Below are 15,017 nucleotides of genomic sequence, written 5' to 3'. Positions count from 1 at the left end.
ATGACCGACATCACCAAGACCACCCCCGCCACCCGCGGACTCATCCCCCTGCCCCTCACGGCAGCCCGCGCGCTCCTCCTCATCGGAGGCATCGCCACCGCCGCATCCGCCTTCCTCGCCTGGACCTGGACCAGCGAATTCCCCGGCGACCTCACCATCACCGGCTACCCCGGCGGCCTCCAGTGGCTCACCTTCACCGCCGGCGTCCTCACCGCCCTCTTCGCCCTCGCCGCCTACGGCATCCGAGGCCTCGACTGGCTCGTACCAGGCCGCAACAACGCGCCCCTAGCCCTGCTCGCCCTCGGCGGTTTCGGCGTCACCTGGTACACCGTCATCTCGATCACCGTCGAACTCGGCGGCGTCGTCAACCTCGAACCCGGCGCCTGGATCGCGGCCATCGCCTCCCTCCTGCCCGTCATCGGCGCCTTCGCTCTGCCCGAGCAGCGCACCGACGACACCAAGGAAAACCTCAAGGCGTACCTCGCCAAGCCCGACGGCATCCCCGCCCCCCAGCCGCTCGGCGGATGGGCAGAACGAGCCGTCATCACCGTCGTCACCGCCCTCGGCCTCTTCATCTTCACCTACGGCATCGACACCGAGTACGGCGAACTTTTCATCGGCTACCTCATAGTCGTCATCTTCGCCACCTGGGCCCTGCACACCGCAGGCCTCATCGACCGCTTCTCCCGCATGGTCGCCCACAACCGCAGCTTCACGCTCGCCATGGGCTTCGTCGCCGCGATCGCCTTCCCCTTCACCCAGACCGACGACCACTACGCCAACATCGGCGTCAACATCCTGATCTTCGGGACCGTCGCCCTCGGCCTGAACATCGTCGTCGGCCTCGCCGGACTCCTCGACCTCGGATACGTCGCCTTCCTCGGCGTCGGCGCCTACACCGCCGCCCTCGTCTCCGGCTCCGAGTTCTCCACCTTCTCCGGCGTCCAGTTCCCCTTCTGGGCCGCCGCCCTCACCGGCGCCGCCGCATCACTGGTCTTCGGCGTCCTCATCGGCGCCCCCACCCTGCGCCTGCGCGGCGACTACCTCGCCATCGTCACCCTCGGCTTCGGAGAAATCTTCCGCATCGCCGTCAACAACATGGACGGCGACTCCGGCCCCGACATCACCAACGGGCCCAACGGCATCCCGTCCATCCCGGACCTCAACCTCTTCGGGTTCAACCTCGGCGAATCCCACGACATCGGCGGCTTCACCCTCGGCCGCTTCGCCAACTACTACCTGCTGATGGTCCTCATCATGGCCATCGTCGTCCTCGTCTACACCCGCGCCGCCGACTCCCGCATCGGCCGCTCCTGGATCGCCATCCGCGAAGACGAAACCGCCGCCACCGCCATGGGCATCAACGGCTTCCGCGTCAAACTCGTCGCCTTCGCCCTCGGCGCCGCCCTCGCCGGCCTCGCCGGCACCGTCAGCGCCCACGTCACCTACAGCGTCGTACCGACGCCCTACCAGTTCGCCGGCTCCACGCCCCCGAACTCGGCATTCCTCCTCGCAGCAGTCGTCCTCGGCGGCATGGGCACAGTCGCAGGCCCCATCCTCGGCGCAGCCCTCCTCTACCTGCTCCCCGAGAAGCTCGTCTTCCTCCAGGACAAGTCACTGCTCGCCTTCGGCGTCGCCCTCATCCTCCTGATGCGCTTCCGCCCCGAAGGCATCATCGCCAACCGCCGCCGGCAGCTCGAATTCCACGAGACCGGCCAACTCGACGTACCAGAAACAACAACACTGACCGGCGAACCAGCCGCCGTCACCAAGACGGGGGCGTGAGCACCATGACTACACCAGTACTCGAAGCCCGCGGCGTCACCATGCGCTTCGGCGGCCTCACCGCCGTCCGCTCCGTCGACTTCACCGTCAACGCAGGCGAAATCGTCGGCCTCATCGGCCCCAACGGCGCCGGCAAGACAACCTTCTTCAACTGCCTGACCGGCCTGTACATCCCGACCGAGGGCACCGTCTCCTACAAGGGCACCGTCCTGCCGCCCAAGCCACACCTGGTGACGCAGGCCGGCATGGCCCGCACCTTCCAGAACATCCGCCTCTTCGCCAACATGACGGTCCTCGAGAACGTCCTCGTCGGCCGCCACACGCGGACGAAAGAAGGCCTGTGGTCCGCGTTGCTTCGCGGCCCCGGCTTCAAGAAGGCGGAAAAGGCCAGCGAGGAACGGGCCATGGAACTCCTCGAGTTCATCGGCCTCGCCCACAAGCGCGACCACCTCGCACGCAACCTCCCCTACGGCGAACAGCGCAAGCTCGAAATCGCCCGAGCACTCGCCTCCGAACCAGGCCTGCTGCTCCTCGACGAGCCCACCGCCGGCATGAACCCCCAGGAGACGCGAGCCACCGAGGAACTGGTCTTCGCCATCCGCGACATGGGCATCGCCGTCCTCCTCATCGAGCACGACATGCGCTTCGTCTTCAACCTGTGCGACCGAGTCGCCGTCCTCGTCCAGGGCGAAAAACTCGTCGAAGGAACCTCCGAAGTCGTCCAGGCAGACGAGCGAGTCATCGCCGCCTACCTCGGCGAACCCTTCGAAGGAGCCCCCGGCGACGCGGAAGCCGCCGAGGTCGCGGCCGCCGAAGCACAGAGCAGCACCAGCACCAAGGGAGAAGCCCAGTGACCGCACTCCTCGAAGTCGAGGACCTCCGGGTCTCCTACGGCAAAATCGAAGCCGTCAAAGGCATCTCCTTCAGCGTCGAAGCCGGCGAAGTCGTCACCCTCATCGGCACCAACGGCGCCGGCAAGACGACCACCCTGCGCACCCTCTCGGGCCTCCTGAAGCCGAGCAGCGGAAAGATCCTGTTCGACGGCAAACCCCTCACCGGCGTCGCCGCCCACAAGATCGTCTCCCTCGGCCTCGCCCACTCCCCCGAAGGCCGGCGCATCTTCCCCCGCCTCACCATCTTCGAAAACCTCCAACTCGGCGCGTTCCTCAGGAACGACAAGGAGGGCATCGAAAAGGACATCCAACGGGCCTACGACCTGTTCCCCATCCTCGGCGAACGCCGAAACCAGGCAGCAGGCACCCTGTCCGGCGGCGAACAGCAAATGCTCGCCATGGGCCGCGCCCTCATGTCCCAGCCGAAGCTGCTCATGCTCGACGAACCCTCCATGGGCCTCTCACCGATCATGATGCAGAAGATCATGGCAACCATCGCCGAACTCAAGTCCCAGGGCACAACGATCCTCCTCGTCGAGCAGAACGCCCAGGCCGCGCTGTCCCTGGCCGACCACGGACACGTCATGGAAGTCGGCAACATCGTGCTGTCGGGCAGCGGGCAGGACCTGCTGCACGACGAATCAGTACGGAAGGCATACCTCGGCGAGGACTGAGACCCATTCGCCGATACGACGAGGCCCGCGCCCCCATCCGGGAGCGCGGGCCTTCGTGCATGCTCGCTTGCGGAGCCTCAGCCCTTGTTGTTGCCCTTCTTCTCCTCGGCGTCCTGAATGACCGCCTCGGCAACCTGCTGCATCGACATCCGGCGATCCATCGACGTCTTCTGAATCCACCGGAACGCCGCCGGCTCGGTCAGCCCGTACTCCGTCTGAAGGATCGACTTCGCCCGGTCGACCAGCTTCCGAGTCTCCAGCCGCAGGGAGAGGTCCGCGACCTCCTTCTCCAGCTCCTTGAGTTCCGTGAACCGGGAGACGGCCATCTCGATCGCCGGAACGACGTCACTCTTACTGAACGGCTTCACGAGATAAGCCATGGCACCGGCGTCCCGGGCCCTCTCGACGAGGTCGCGCTGCGAGAAGGCGGTCAGCATGAGGACGGGGGCGATGCGCTCCTCGGCGATCTTCTCGGCAGCAGAGATGCCATCCAACTTCGGCATCTTCACATCAAGGATCACCAGATCCGGCTTGTGCTCCCGGGCCAGCTCCACGGCCTGCTCACCGTCACCGGCCTCACCGACGACGCTGTACCCCTCCTCCTCCAGCATCTCTTTCAGATCGAGCCGGATCAGTGCCTCGTCTTCGGCAATGACGACACGGGTCGTCAGCGGAGGCACGTGCGACTTGTCGTCGTCGGGCGCGTCTACGGGCTGGGGCGACTCGGGGGCGGTCACGGGGGCTCCTCGTTCGGGGCAGGGGTGCTGCTGACAAGAGACTACCTAGCTGCGGTAAGGTGGGTGCGCGAGGGGTTGCACTCCTCCTTCCTTTCTAAGGCCCCAGTACTCCAACTGGTCAGAGAGGCCGCTCTCAAACAGCGGACAGTGTGGGTTCGAATCCCACCTGGGGCACTTTTCCTTCGAATCCAAGGTCGCCGCCAAAAAGCGGATGTCCACGTTCTCGTGAACATCCGCTTTTTGCTGCGTGTCGTCGCGATCACCCTCACAGGGTGTTCACATGTACGACGTCAGCACACGCAAGCAGGCCCTGGCTCTGGTCGCACAGGGGCGCAGCCTGAACTCGGCCAGCCGAGAGACAGGAATCTCACGAGCCGCGATCCGGTCCTGGCAGCAACGCCTTGAGCCTCTACCTCGCATGGCGCCACCGGACCCCGGGCCACCCGCCGATGAGCAGGCGTACGCCTATCTGCTGGGCCTCTACCTCGGAGATGGCTGCATCAGTGCCCACCCACGCTCCGGTTACTACCTCCGCATCGCGTGCGCCGACGCATGGCCCGGGCTCATGCAACTGTGCCGCGAGGCCATCACAAAAGTGCGCCCCAGCATCGGCGTCTACTCCCTTCAGAAGGAGGGCTACACGATGGTTACCAGCTACTCGCGCCACTGGCCACACCTCTTTCCGCAGCACGGCCCCGGCAAGAAGCACGAACGCACCATCGCCCTCGAACCCTGGCAGCAAGCCATCGTCGACGCTCACCCTTGGGAGTTCATCCGCGGTCTTGTCCACTCCGACGGTTGCCGAATCACCAACTGGACGACACGACTCATCGCAGGCGAGCGGAAGCGCTACGAATACCCCCGGTACTTCTTCACCAACCTGTCGGGCGACATCATTGGGCTCTTCACCGCGACGCTGGACCGCGTCGGCGTCGAATGGCGACAGGCCAACGCTCGCAACATCTCTATCGCCCGCAAAGCCTCCGTAGCCCTAATGGACACCCACGTAGGCCCCAAGCACTGAAGAGCCGCCTACTTGTCGTCCTCCCCGATGTGATGCACCCGGACGAGGTTCGTCGACCCCGAGACGCCGGGCGGCGAACCCGCGGTGATGACGACAATGTCGCCCTGCTGGCAGCGGCCGTACTTCAGGAGCAGTTCGTCCACCTGGTCGACCATCGCGTCAGTCGACTCGACGTGCGGGCCGAGGAACGTCTCCACGCCCCACGTCAGATTCAGCTGCGATCGCGTGGCCGGCTCCGGCGTGAAGGCCAGCAGCGGGATCGGGGAGCGGTAGCGGGACAGGCGGCGGGCTGTGTCGCCGGACTGGGTGAAGGCGACCAGGAACTTGGCACCCAGGAAGTCGCCCATTTCCGCCGCCGCACGAGCCACCGCGCCGCCCTGCGTACGGGGCTTGTTGCGTTCGGTCAGTGGCGGGAGGCCCTTCGCCAGGATGTCTTCCTCGGCCGCTTCGACGATCTTCGCCATCGTCTTGACGACCCCGATCGGGTACTTACCGACACTCGTCTCGCCGGACAGCATCACCGCGTCCGTGCCGTCGATGACCGCGTTGGCGACGTCGCTCGCCTCCGCCCTCGTCGGCCGGGAGTTGTCGATCATCGAGTCCAGCATCTGCGTCGCCACAATCACCGGCTTGGCGTTCCTCTTCGCCAGCTTGATCGCGCGCTTCTGGACGATGGGGACCTGCTCCAGTGGCATTTCGACGCCGAGGTCTCCGCGGGCGACCATGATGCCGTCGAAGGCGGCGACGATGTCCTCGATCGCGTCGACGGCCTGCGGTTTCTCGACCTTGGCGATCACCGGGAGGCGGCGGCCTTCCTCGTCCATGATCCGGTGCACGTCGTCGATGTCGCGTCCGCTGCGGACGAAGGAGAGGGCGATGACGTCGAAGCCCATGCGCAGGGCCCAGCGGAGGTCGGCTTCGTCCTTGTCGGAGAGGGCGGGGACCGATACGGCGACGCCGGGGAGGTTGAGGCCCTTGTTGTCGGAGACCATGCCGCCTTCGACGACCGTGGTGTGGACGCGGGGGCCGTCGACCTGGGTGACTTCGAGGCAGACTTTGCCGTCGTCGACGAGGATGCGTTCGCCGGGGGTGACGTCGGCGGCGAGGCCGGAGTACGTGGTTCCGCACTGCGCGCGGTCGCCCTGGGCGTCTTGTTCGACGGTGATGGTGAAGGTGTCGCCGCGTTCAAGGAGTACGGGGCCTTCGGTGAAGCGGCCGAGTCGGATCTTCGGGCCTTGAAGGTCGGCGAGGATGCCGACGCTGCGGCCGGTCTCGTCGGAGGCCTTGCGGACGTGCTGGTAGCGCTCCTCGTGTTCGGCGTAGCTGCCGTGGCTGAGGTTGAAGCGGGCGACGTCCATTCCGGCTTCGACCAGTGCCTTGATCTGGTCGTATGAGTCGGTGGCGGGGCCCAGGGTGCAGACGATCTTTACTCGGCGCATGGTTTGAGCCTAGGGCTTACCGGTGGGTAGAGAATTGGTCGCGCATGACTACTCAACAACCTTTACGTGAAGGGCTATTGACAAGTGTTGAATTGTGCGGCGGGGTGCTCCGATGAGCATTTCGCAGGCTGTCGCGTATTCACAGGCGGGGCGGTGCCATCGTAAAGCGGGCGTTGACCTGGGCGTAGACGCGTTGGCGTTGGGGTTCGAGGTCGAGGGGTGCGGCGGCGTCTTCGGCGGCGAAGGCCGCGGAGCGCATGCGGGCGTTGCCGGGGACTGCGTACGGCTCGTGGTTTTCGGCGCCGATGTCGGCCAGTTCCACGAGTGCCGCGAGTGAGGTGCCGAGTGCTTCGGCGTACTCCCTCGCCCGTTGGACGGCTTCCTTCACCGCTTGCTGGCGGGCTTGGCGGTGGGCGGGTGAGTCGGGGCGGAGGGCCCAGGTGGGGCCGTCGACGCGGGTGAGTTCTTGGTCGGCGAGGCGGGTGGTGAGTTCTCCGAGGGCGGTGAAGTCGGTGAGTTCGGCGGTGATGTGGACGCGGCCGTGGTAGGCGTGGATGCGTTCGCCGCGGCCGTGTTTGGTGAGTTCGGGGCTGATGGAGAAGGCGCCGGTTTCGAGGCGTTCGACTGCGTCTCCGTAGGTTTTGATGAGGTCGAGGGTGGTGGTGTTGCGGCGGGTGAGGTCGTCGAGGGCGGTTCGGCGGTCTTTGCCGCGGGTGGCGACGGTGACGACGATGCGGGCGATTTCGGGGTCGACTTCGAGGCGGGCTTCGCCGCGGACGGCGATGCGGGGGGCTTCGGGGGTGCCGTAGGGGACGGCGGGGTGGGGGTCGTCTGTGGGTGGTGTGGTCATACGCCCCACTCTGTCACGCCTTACTCGCTTACGGAGTAAGCGAGTTCGTGGGGTGGGTCATCAGATCGAAACCTGTAGGGCCTGTTGCTACTGGGCATGTCCGGGTCAGAATCTACGCGCGTTGTTGACCGTATTCGGTCTACGCGCGTCATTGACCGTGGCCCGAGGAGTGTCCAGAGATGCCGTTGAACCGTCGGAAGTTCCTGCAGAAGTCCGCCGTGACCGGGGCGGGGGTGGCGATCGCCGGTGCGGCGGCGGCTCCGGCGGCCGAGGCCGCGGAGGCGAAGAAGGGGCGGAAGCCGGTGAAGCGGTACGCGTTCACGGTGATGGGCACGACGGATCTGCACGGGCACATCTTCAACTGGGACTATTTCAAGAACGCCGAGTACACGGACGCCAAGGGCAATGCGCAGGGTCTGGCGCGGATTTCGACGTTGGTGAATGAGGTCCGGGAGGAGAAGGGCCGCCGTAACACGCTGTTGCTGGATGCGGGTGACACGATCCAGGGCACTCCGCTGACGTATTACTACGCGAAGGTGGATCCGATCACCGCCGAGGGCGGGCCGGTTCATCCGATGGCGGCGGCGATGAACGCGATCGGGTATGACGCGGTGGCGTTGGGCAATCACGAGTTCAATTACGGGATCGAGACGCTGCGGAAGTTCGAGGAGCAGTGTGATTTCCCGCTGCTGGGTGCGAACGCGCTGGACGCGAAGACGCTCAGGCCCGCTTTCCCGCCGTATTTCATGAAGACGTTCCGGGTGCCGGGCGCTCCGCCGGTGAAGGTGGCCGTGCTGGGGCTGACCAATCCGGGGATCGCGATCTGGGACAAGGCGTATGTCGAGGGCAAGCTGACGTTCCCGGGTCTGGAGGAGCAGGCGGCGAAGTGGGTGCCGAGGCTGCGGTCGATGGGCGCGGATGTGGTGGTGGTGTCGGCGCACTCGGGTTCGTCGGGTACGTCGTCGTACGGTGATCAGCTGCCGTACATCGAGAACTCGTCGGCGCTGGTGGCTCAGCAGGTGCCGGGGATCGACGCGATCCTGGTGGGTCATGCGCACACGGAGATCGCGGAGCTGCTGGTCACGAATGAGAAGACCGGCAGGACGGTCGTGTTGTCGGAGCCGTTGTGCTTTGCGGAGCGGTTGTCGCTGTTCGACTTCGAGTTGGTCTTCGAGAAGGGCCGCTGGCGGGTCGAGTCGGTGAAGGCGACGGTGCGCGATGCGAAGACGGTCGCCGATGACCCGAGGATCACGAAGCTGCTGAAGGACGATCACGACATCGTGGTCGAGTACGTCAACCAGGTCGTCGGTACGGCCACGGCGACGTTGACGACGGTGGACGCGCGGTACAAGGACGCCCCGATCATCGACCTGATCACGAAGGTCCAGGAGGATGTGGTCAGGGCGGCGCTGGCGGGTTCGGAGTACGCCTCGCTGCCGGTGATCGCGCAGGCGTCGCCGTTCTCGCGGACGTCGGAGATTCCGGCGGGGGATGTGACGATCCGGGATCTGTCGAGTCTGTATGTGTACGACAACACGCTGGTCGCGAAGTTGATGACGGGTGCGCAGCTCAAGGCGTACCTGGAGTATTCGGCGGAGTATTTCGTGCAGACGGCGCCGGATGCGGCGGTCGATGTGGAGAAGCTGACGAACGCGGGCGGCCGTCCGGATTACAACTACGACTACGTGTCGGGGCTGTCGTACGAGATCGACATCGCGCAGGCGGCGGGCTCGCGGATCAAGAATCTGACGTACGACGGTGCCGCGCTGGATGACGCCCAGAAGTTCGTGTTCGCGGTGAACAACTACCGGGCCAATGGCGGGGGTGCGTTCCCGCATGTGGCGTCGGCGCAGGAGTTGTGGGCCGAGTCGACGGAGATCCGTACGCGGATCGCGGAGTGGGTTACGGCGAAGGGCGTGCTGGATCCGAAGGACTTCGCGTCGGTGGCCTGGAAGTTGACGCGGGGCGGTACGCCCGTGTTCTAGGGCGCGGGGTTGCGGGTCAACGGCGTCGGGGCGTTCGCGCTCCGGCGCCGTTGTCGTTGGCGTGTCAGCGTCCGTCGAGGAGGGGGGTGAGGGGGCGGGGCCGGCGGGTGGGTGGGATGTGGGGTTGGGGTTCGAGGCCGAAGGTGGTGAAGGCGGTGCGGCGTGGGAGGGGGTAGGTCTCCTTGCCGGTGAGGGAGTTGAGGATGGTGGCGCTGCGCCAGGCGGCGAGGCCGAGGTCGGGGGTGCCTACGCCGTGGGTGTGGTGTGCGGCGTTCTGGATGTAGACGTGGCAGCCGGAGGCGGTGACGGTGGGGTCGAGGGCGAGGCGGAAGTGTTCGTCGATGCGGGGGCGTTCGCGGCTGTCGCGGCGCATGTAGGGGTCGAGGCCGGCGAGGAGGCGGTCGAGGGGGCGTTCGCGGTAGCCGGTGGCGAGGACGACGGCGTCGGTGGTGAGGCGGGAGCGGGTGTTCTGCTGGGTGTGTTCGAGGTGGAGTTCGACTTTGGTGGTGGCGACGCGTCCTGCGGTGCGGACGCGGACGCCGGGGGTGAGGACGGCGTCGGGCCAGCCGCCGTGCAGGGTGCGGCGGTAGAGCTCGTCGTGGATGGCGGCGATGGTGTCGGTGTCGATGCCTTTGTGGAGCTGCCATTGGGAGGTGACGAGGCGGTCGCGGACGGGTTCGGCGAGGGCGTGGAAGTAGCGGGTGTAGTCGGGGGTGAAGTGTTCGAGGCCGAGTTTGGAGTACTCCATGGGGGCGAAGGCTTCGGTGCGGCCGAGCCAGTGGAGTTGTTCGCGGCCGGCGGGGCGGTGGCGGAGCAGGTCGAGGAAGATTTCGGCGCCGGACTGTCCTGAGCCGATGACGGTGACGTGTTCGGCGGCGAGCAGGGTGTCGCGGTGGTCGGTGTAGTCGGCGGCGTGGATGACGGGGACGGCGGGTGCGTCGACGAGGGGTTTGAGTGGTTCGGGGATGTGGGGTTCGGTGCCGATGCCGAGGACGATGTTGCGTGTGTAGGTGCGGCCGAGGGCGTCGACTTCGCCGTCGGTGTCGAGTTTGGTGAAGTCGACTTCGAAGGCGTCGCGTTCGGGGTTGAAGCGGACGGCGTCGATTTGGTGGCCGAAGTGGAGTGCGGGGAGGTTGTCGGCGACCCAGCGGCAGTAGGCGTCGTATTCGGCGCGCTGGATGTGGAAGCGCTCGGCGAAGTAGAAGGGGAAGAGCCGGTCGCGGGCCTTGAGGTAGTTGAGGAAGGTCCAGGGGCTGGCGGGGTCGGCGAGGGTCACCAGGTCGGCGAGGAAGGGGACTTGGATGGTGGCGCCGTCGATGAGCAGGCCGGGGTGCCAGGTGAAGGTGGGGCGCTGGTCGTAGAAGACGGTGTCGAGTTCGGCGAGGGGGTCGGTGAGGGCGGCGAGGGAGAGGTTGAAGGGGCCGATGCCGATGCCGACGAGGTCGCGGGAGGTGTCGTGCTCGTGGCGTGGGGGGTTGGTCATCGGGGGGTGGTTCCTTCCACGAGTTTCAGGAGCCCGGCGAGGTCGCCTGGCCGGGTGGCGGGGTTGAGGAGCGTTGCTTTGAGCCACAGCCGGCCGTCGAGGCGGGCCCGGCCGAGGACGGCGCGGCCGTCGGTGAGGAGTTGTCGGCGTACGGCGGCGACGGCGTCGTCGGTGGCTGTGGTGGGCCGGAACAGGACGGTGCTGATGGTGGGTGTGTCGTAGAGCTCGTAGCCGGGGTGTTCCTGGACGAGTGCGGCGAATTCGCGGGCGCGGTCGCAGATGTGGTCGATGAGTGTGCCGAGTCCGGTGCGGCCGAGGGTTTTGAGGGTGACGGCGATTTTGAGGGCGTCGGGGCGGCGGGTGGTGTGCAGGGAGCGGCCGAGCAGGTCGGGGAGGCCGGCTTCGGTGTCGTCGTCGGCGTTGAGGTAGTCGGCGTGGTGGTGCAGCGCTGCGAGGTCGTGGGCGTCCTTGACGGCGAGGACTCCGGCGGGGACCGGTTGCCAGCCGAGTTTGTGCAGGTCGAGGGTGACGGTGTCGGCGGCTGCCAGTCCGGTGAGTTTGGCGCGGTGGCGGTGGCTGAACAGGAGGGGGCCGCCGTAGGCCGCGTCGATGTGGAGTCGTGCGCCGTGGGTTCGGCAGAGGGCGGCGATGTCGGGGAGGGGGTCGATGAGTCCGGCGTCGGTGGTGCCTGCGGTGGCTGCCACGAGGAGCGGGCCGGAGAGTGCGGTGAGGGCCTGGTCGAGGGCGGCGGGGTCGAGGGTGCCCGCGGGGGCGGGTACGACGACGGGGTCGGGCAGGCCGAGCAGCCAGGCGGCGCGGGGCAGTGTGTGGTGGGCGTTGGCGCCGACGACCAGCCGCACGCTCGGGCCGTGTACTTCGCGGGCGAGGAGGAGGGCGAGTTGGTTGGATTCGGTGCCGCCGGTGGTGATGAGGGCGTCGGGGTGGTTCTGTGCGGTGTCGGCTGCGGGCCGGTGGGGGCCGATCGTTCCCCGTGAGGGAGCCGCATATCGATACAGCCCCGCGCCCCTGGGTGCCTCTGCGTAGACCTCGTTCGCGAGTGCTCGTGTCACCAGTTCCTCCAGCTCCGACGCCGCCGGTGCCTGGTCCCACGAGTCCATCGACGGATTCAGGGCGGACACGGCGAGGTCGGCGGCGGTGGCGACGGCGAGGGGTGGGCAGTGGAGGTGGGCGACGCACAGGGGGTGCGCGGGGTCGGCGGCACCTTCGGCGAGGGCGTGCACCAGGGCGCGCAGGGCGTCCGGGTCGCCCTCGTCGGGCAGTACGTCACCCACCGCGTCCCGCACGCGCGCGGCGACCGCCTCCGGGCCGCCTGCGGGCAGCGGGCCGCCTCGGGCCCGCTCACCGGCGTGGAGCGCGTCGAGGACGGTGTCGAGCAGCGGCCGCAGGGCGTGGCGGCCCTCGGGTCCTGAGGCGAGAGGCAGCAGCGTGCTCATGGGTGTCCTCCGGGCGCCGGGCAGAGGGGGTTCCAGCTTGTACGCGGTTGCGTGGTGGCGCCCGAAAAGCCCAACGATCGGAACCCGAATGGGGGTACTTCCGTGCGGGGAAAACGTGTTGGGGGTGTCGGAGTTGCGGGGTCCGGGTTCCTATGCCTCCCGGACCCGCAAGGCCCGTGCCAGGTCGTCGAGCTGGTCGACCAGTTTGCGGCGCAGGGCGGGGATGGGGTCGCCGTCGCGCAGGCAGGTCTCGCCCAGACGCAGGGTGTCGGCGTCGACGGCGTGGACGGGGAAGGCCCAGCGGCCGGCGGCTTCGGCGATGGCGGGGCCGCGGCGGGCAGCCACGGCGACGGCGTCCGCGTAGTAGCGCGGCACGTACTCCCGTACCAGGTCGGCCTGTTCGGGCTGCCAGAAGCCCTGGGCGGTTGCTTTGAAGAGGTAGTTGGAGAGGTCGTCGGTGGCGAACATCGCCTCCCAGGCCGTGCGCTTGGCGTCCGGGTCGGGCAGGGCGGCCCGGCAGCGGGCGGCGCCTTCCTGGCCGGTGGCGCTGGGGTCGCGGTCCAGTTCGGCGGCGATGGCCGACTCGTCGGTGGCGCCGAGGACGGCGAGGCGGGCCAGGACGCGCCAGCGCAGCTCGGGGTCGAGTTCGGGGCCGCCGGGCACGGTGCCGTCGGCGAGCCAGGCGGCGATGGTGTCGGGCTGGGCGGCGACGTCGATGAAGTGGCGTACGGCGATCAGGCGCAGGCCGGGGTGGTCGCCGTCCTCGGTGCGGCGCATCAGGTCGCGGCAGAGGGCGGAGAGGGTGGCCAGCGCGGCGGGCCGCTGCTCGGGGGTGAGGTAGCGGTCGGCGATCTGGTCGGCGGCGAAGGCGAGGACGCCCTGGACGATGGCGAGGTCGGTTTCGCGTGGGAGGTGGGCGCGGGCCGCTTCGAGGTAGGCGGTGGCGGGCATCGCGGGTTCGGGGGTGGTCCCCGGATGGGCGCTGACGCCGTCGCGTACGGCGTCCCTGAGGGCGTTCCAGACGACGGCTCGGGTGAGGGGGTCGGGCAGCCCGGACAGGCCGGCGTGCACGGCCTGGAAGGAGCCGGTGTCGAAGCGGATCTTGGCGTAGCTGAGGTCGCCGTCGTTGAGCAGGAGCAGTGCGGGGCGTTTGCCGATGGGCCGGCTGTCGGTCTGCGGGATGTCGAGGTCGAGGCGTTCGCGCAGGGTGAGGCGGCCTTCGTCGGTGAGGTCGAGGTCGTACAGGCCGACGGCGATGTGGTGGGGGCGGCTGCCGGCGTGGTCGACGGTGAGGGTGCAGGTGCCGTCGTCGCCGGGGGTGATGTGGGGGGTGAGGGTGTCGACGCCGGTGGTGCGCAGCCAGGTGTCGGCCCAGGCGTGGACGTCGCGGTCGGTGGTGGCGGCGAGGGAGTCGATGAAGTCGGCGAGGGCGGCGTTGGCGAACTTGTGGCGGGCGAAGTGGGTGTTGATGCCGGCGAGGAAGTCCTTCTCGCCGAGCCAGGCGACGAGTTGGCGTAGGGCGGAGGCGCCCTTGGCGTAGGAGATGCCGTCGAAGTTGAGGAGGGCGGAGGCGGTGTCGTCGACGGCTTCGGGGGCGACGGGGTGGGTGGAGGGGCGCTGGTCGGCGTCGTAGCCCCAGGCCTTGCGGGTGACGCCGAACTCCACCCAGGTGTCGGTGAATCGCGTTGCTTCGATGAGGGTCTGGTAGCCCATGTACTCGGCGAAGGACTCGTTGAGCCAGATGTCGTCCCACCAGCGGAGGGTGACGAGGTCGCCGAACCACATGTGGGCCATCTCGTGGGCGATGACCATCGCGCGGGTCTGCCGCTCGGTGTCGGTGACGGCGGAGCGGTAGACGAACTCGTCGCGGAAGGTGACCAGTCCGGGGTTCTCCATGGCGCCGGCGTTGAACTCGGGGACGAATGCCTGGTCGTAGGAGTCGAAGGGGTAGGGCTCTTCGAACTTCTCGTGGTAGCGGTCGTAGCACGCGCGCGTGACGTCGAAGAGTTCTTCGGCGTCGGTGTCGAGGTGGGGGGCGAGGGAGCGGCGACAGTGCAGGCCGAAGGGCAGGCCGCGGTGTTCGGTGCGCACGGAGTGCCAGGGGCCGGCGGCGACGGCGACGAGGTAGGTGGAGATCAGCGGGGTGGGGGCCGCCTTCCACAGGCCGTCGCCCTGGTGCTCGGTGATGCCGTTGGCGAGGACGGTCCAGTCTTCGGGTGCCTTGATCGACACTTCGAAGACGGCTTTGAGGTCGGGCTGGTCGAAGGCGGCGAAGACGCGCTGGACGTCGTCCATGAACAGCTGGGTGTAGACGTAGGTCTCACCGTCGGTGGGGTCGGTGAAGCGGTGCATGCCCTCGCCGGTGCGCGAGTAGCGCATGACGGCGTCGATGTGCAGTTCGTGCTCGCCCGGAGCGAGGTCCTTGAGGGGCAGCCGGTTCTCGTCCAGGGTGTCCAGGTCGAGGTGGCGTCCGTCGAGGCGGGCATTGCGCAGCTCGGCGGGCTTGAGCTCGACGAAGGTGTCCGAGGCCTCGAGATCGCTCCGCACCGTGAAGTGGATGACGGTGACGGAGTCGAAGAGCTCCTCGCCGCGCGTCAGATCGAGTTCGATCTGGTAGCGGTGGACGTCGAGAAGCCGGGCACGGGTCTGCGCTTCGTCGCGCGTGAGTACGGACATGCAGGCCATGCTGCCTG

The 15,017-nt window shown here is 67.7% G+C and carries 11 protein-coding genes and 1 tRNA gene; 6 read left to right on the top strand and 6 right to left on the bottom strand.

Annotated elements, in window-relative coordinates; genetic code table 11:
* Genes AB0I98_RS26560 through AB0I98_RS26550 form a run of 3 tightly spaced genes read left to right on the top strand, consistent with a single transcriptional unit; the run spans position 1 to position 3,352 of the window.
* Complete coding sequence (locus tag AB0I98_RS26560) at positions 1-1,785, top strand: branched-chain amino acid ABC transporter permease (RefSeq protein WP_362945908.1); 1,785 nt, start codon at positions 1-3, stop codon at positions 1,783-1,785.
* Between the two features lie 5 nt (positions 1,786-1,790).
* The gene (locus tag AB0I98_RS26555; RefSeq protein ID WP_362945905.1) at positions 1,791-2,639 is read left to right on the top strand and encodes an ABC transporter ATP-binding protein; all 849 of its coding nucleotides are present in this window, start codon (positions 1,791-1,793) and stop codon (positions 2,637-2,639) included.
* The gene (locus tag AB0I98_RS26550; protein ID WP_362945904.1) at positions 2,636-3,352 is read left to right on the top strand and encodes an ABC transporter ATP-binding protein; all 717 of its coding nucleotides are present in this window, start codon (positions 2,636-2,638) and stop codon (positions 3,350-3,352) included. Before AB0I98_RS26555 ends, AB0I98_RS26550 begins: the two co-directional genes overlap by 4 nt.
* Positions 3,353-3,429: 77 nt before the next feature.
* Here AB0I98_RS26550 and AB0I98_RS26545 read toward each other — a convergent pair whose 3' ends face one another.
* Complete coding sequence (locus tag AB0I98_RS26545; RefSeq protein ID WP_210575983.1) at positions 3,430-4,089, bottom strand: response regulator; 660 nt, start codon at positions 4,087-4,089, stop codon at positions 3,430-3,432.
* Positions 4,090-4,188: 99 nt separating this feature from the next.
* Here AB0I98_RS26545 and AB0I98_RS26540 point away from each other — a divergent pair.
* Together AB0I98_RS26540 and AB0I98_RS26535 are read left to right on the top strand one after the other, a co-directional pair.
* Positions 4,189-4,263, top strand: a tRNA-Leu gene (locus AB0I98_RS26540).
* A gap of 106 nt (positions 4,264-4,369) precedes the next feature.
* Positions 4,370-5,113 (top strand): helix-turn-helix domain-containing protein, encoded by a 744-nt coding sequence (locus AB0I98_RS26535; protein ID WP_362945901.1) that lies wholly within the window; start codon positions 4,370-4,372, stop codon positions 5,111-5,113.
* An 8-nt stretch (positions 5,114-5,121) separates the two neighbouring features.
* Here the strand turns inward: AB0I98_RS26535 and pyk are convergent, their stop codons facing one another.
* On the bottom strand, positions 5,122-6,552 hold the full coding sequence (gene pyk / locus AB0I98_RS26530; protein ID WP_362945898.1) for a pyruvate kinase: 1,431 nt from the start codon (positions 6,550-6,552) through the stop codon (positions 5,122-5,124).
* A gap of 139 nt (positions 6,553-6,691) precedes the next feature.
* Positions 6,692-7,402: an SIMPL domain-containing protein gene (locus AB0I98_RS26525; RefSeq protein ID WP_362945896.1), complete on the bottom strand. Its 711-nt coding sequence runs from the start codon at positions 7,400-7,402 to the stop codon at positions 6,692-6,694.
* A 179-nt stretch (positions 7,403-7,581) separates the two neighbouring features.
* Here AB0I98_RS26525 and AB0I98_RS26520 point away from each other — a divergent pair, with 179 nt between their 5' ends.
* Positions 7,582-9,387 carry a 5'-nucleotidase C-terminal domain-containing protein gene (locus tag AB0I98_RS26520; RefSeq protein WP_362945893.1) on the top strand — a complete coding sequence of 602 codons (1,806 nt, stop codon included), beginning with the start codon at positions 7,582-7,584 and terminating at the stop codon, positions 9,385-9,387.
* A gap of 64 nt (positions 9,388-9,451) precedes the next feature.
* Here AB0I98_RS26520 and AB0I98_RS26515 read toward each other — a convergent pair whose 3' ends face one another.
* From AB0I98_RS26515 to pepN, 3 genes are all read right to left on the bottom strand, one after another.
* Positions 9,452-10,870 carry a SidA/IucD/PvdA family monooxygenase gene (locus tag AB0I98_RS26515; protein WP_362945891.1) on the bottom strand — a complete coding sequence of 473 codons (1,419 nt, stop codon included), beginning with the start codon at positions 10,868-10,870 and terminating at the stop codon, positions 9,452-9,454.
* On the bottom strand, positions 10,867-12,324 hold the full coding sequence (locus tag AB0I98_RS26510; RefSeq protein ID WP_362945889.1) for an aminotransferase class V-fold PLP-dependent enzyme: 1,458 nt from the start codon (positions 12,322-12,324) through the stop codon (positions 10,867-10,869). Before AB0I98_RS26510 ends, AB0I98_RS26515 begins: the two co-directional genes overlap by 4 nt.
* A 150-nt stretch (positions 12,325-12,474) precedes the next feature.
* Positions 12,475-15,000: an aminopeptidase N gene (pepN, locus tag AB0I98_RS26505; RefSeq protein WP_362945887.1), complete on the bottom strand. Its 2,526-nt coding sequence runs from the start codon at positions 14,998-15,000 to the stop codon at positions 12,475-12,477.
* Between the last annotated feature and the right edge of the window lie 17 nt (positions 15,001-15,017).

The sequence above is a fragment of the Streptomyces sp. NPDC050211 genome (assembly GCF_040656035.1).
Classification (GTDB): domain Bacteria; phylum Actinomycetota; class Actinomycetes; order Streptomycetales; family Streptomycetaceae; genus Streptomyces.
Note: the sequence above shows the minus strand (reverse complement) of the source record. Positions and strands in the feature narration are given on the sequence as shown.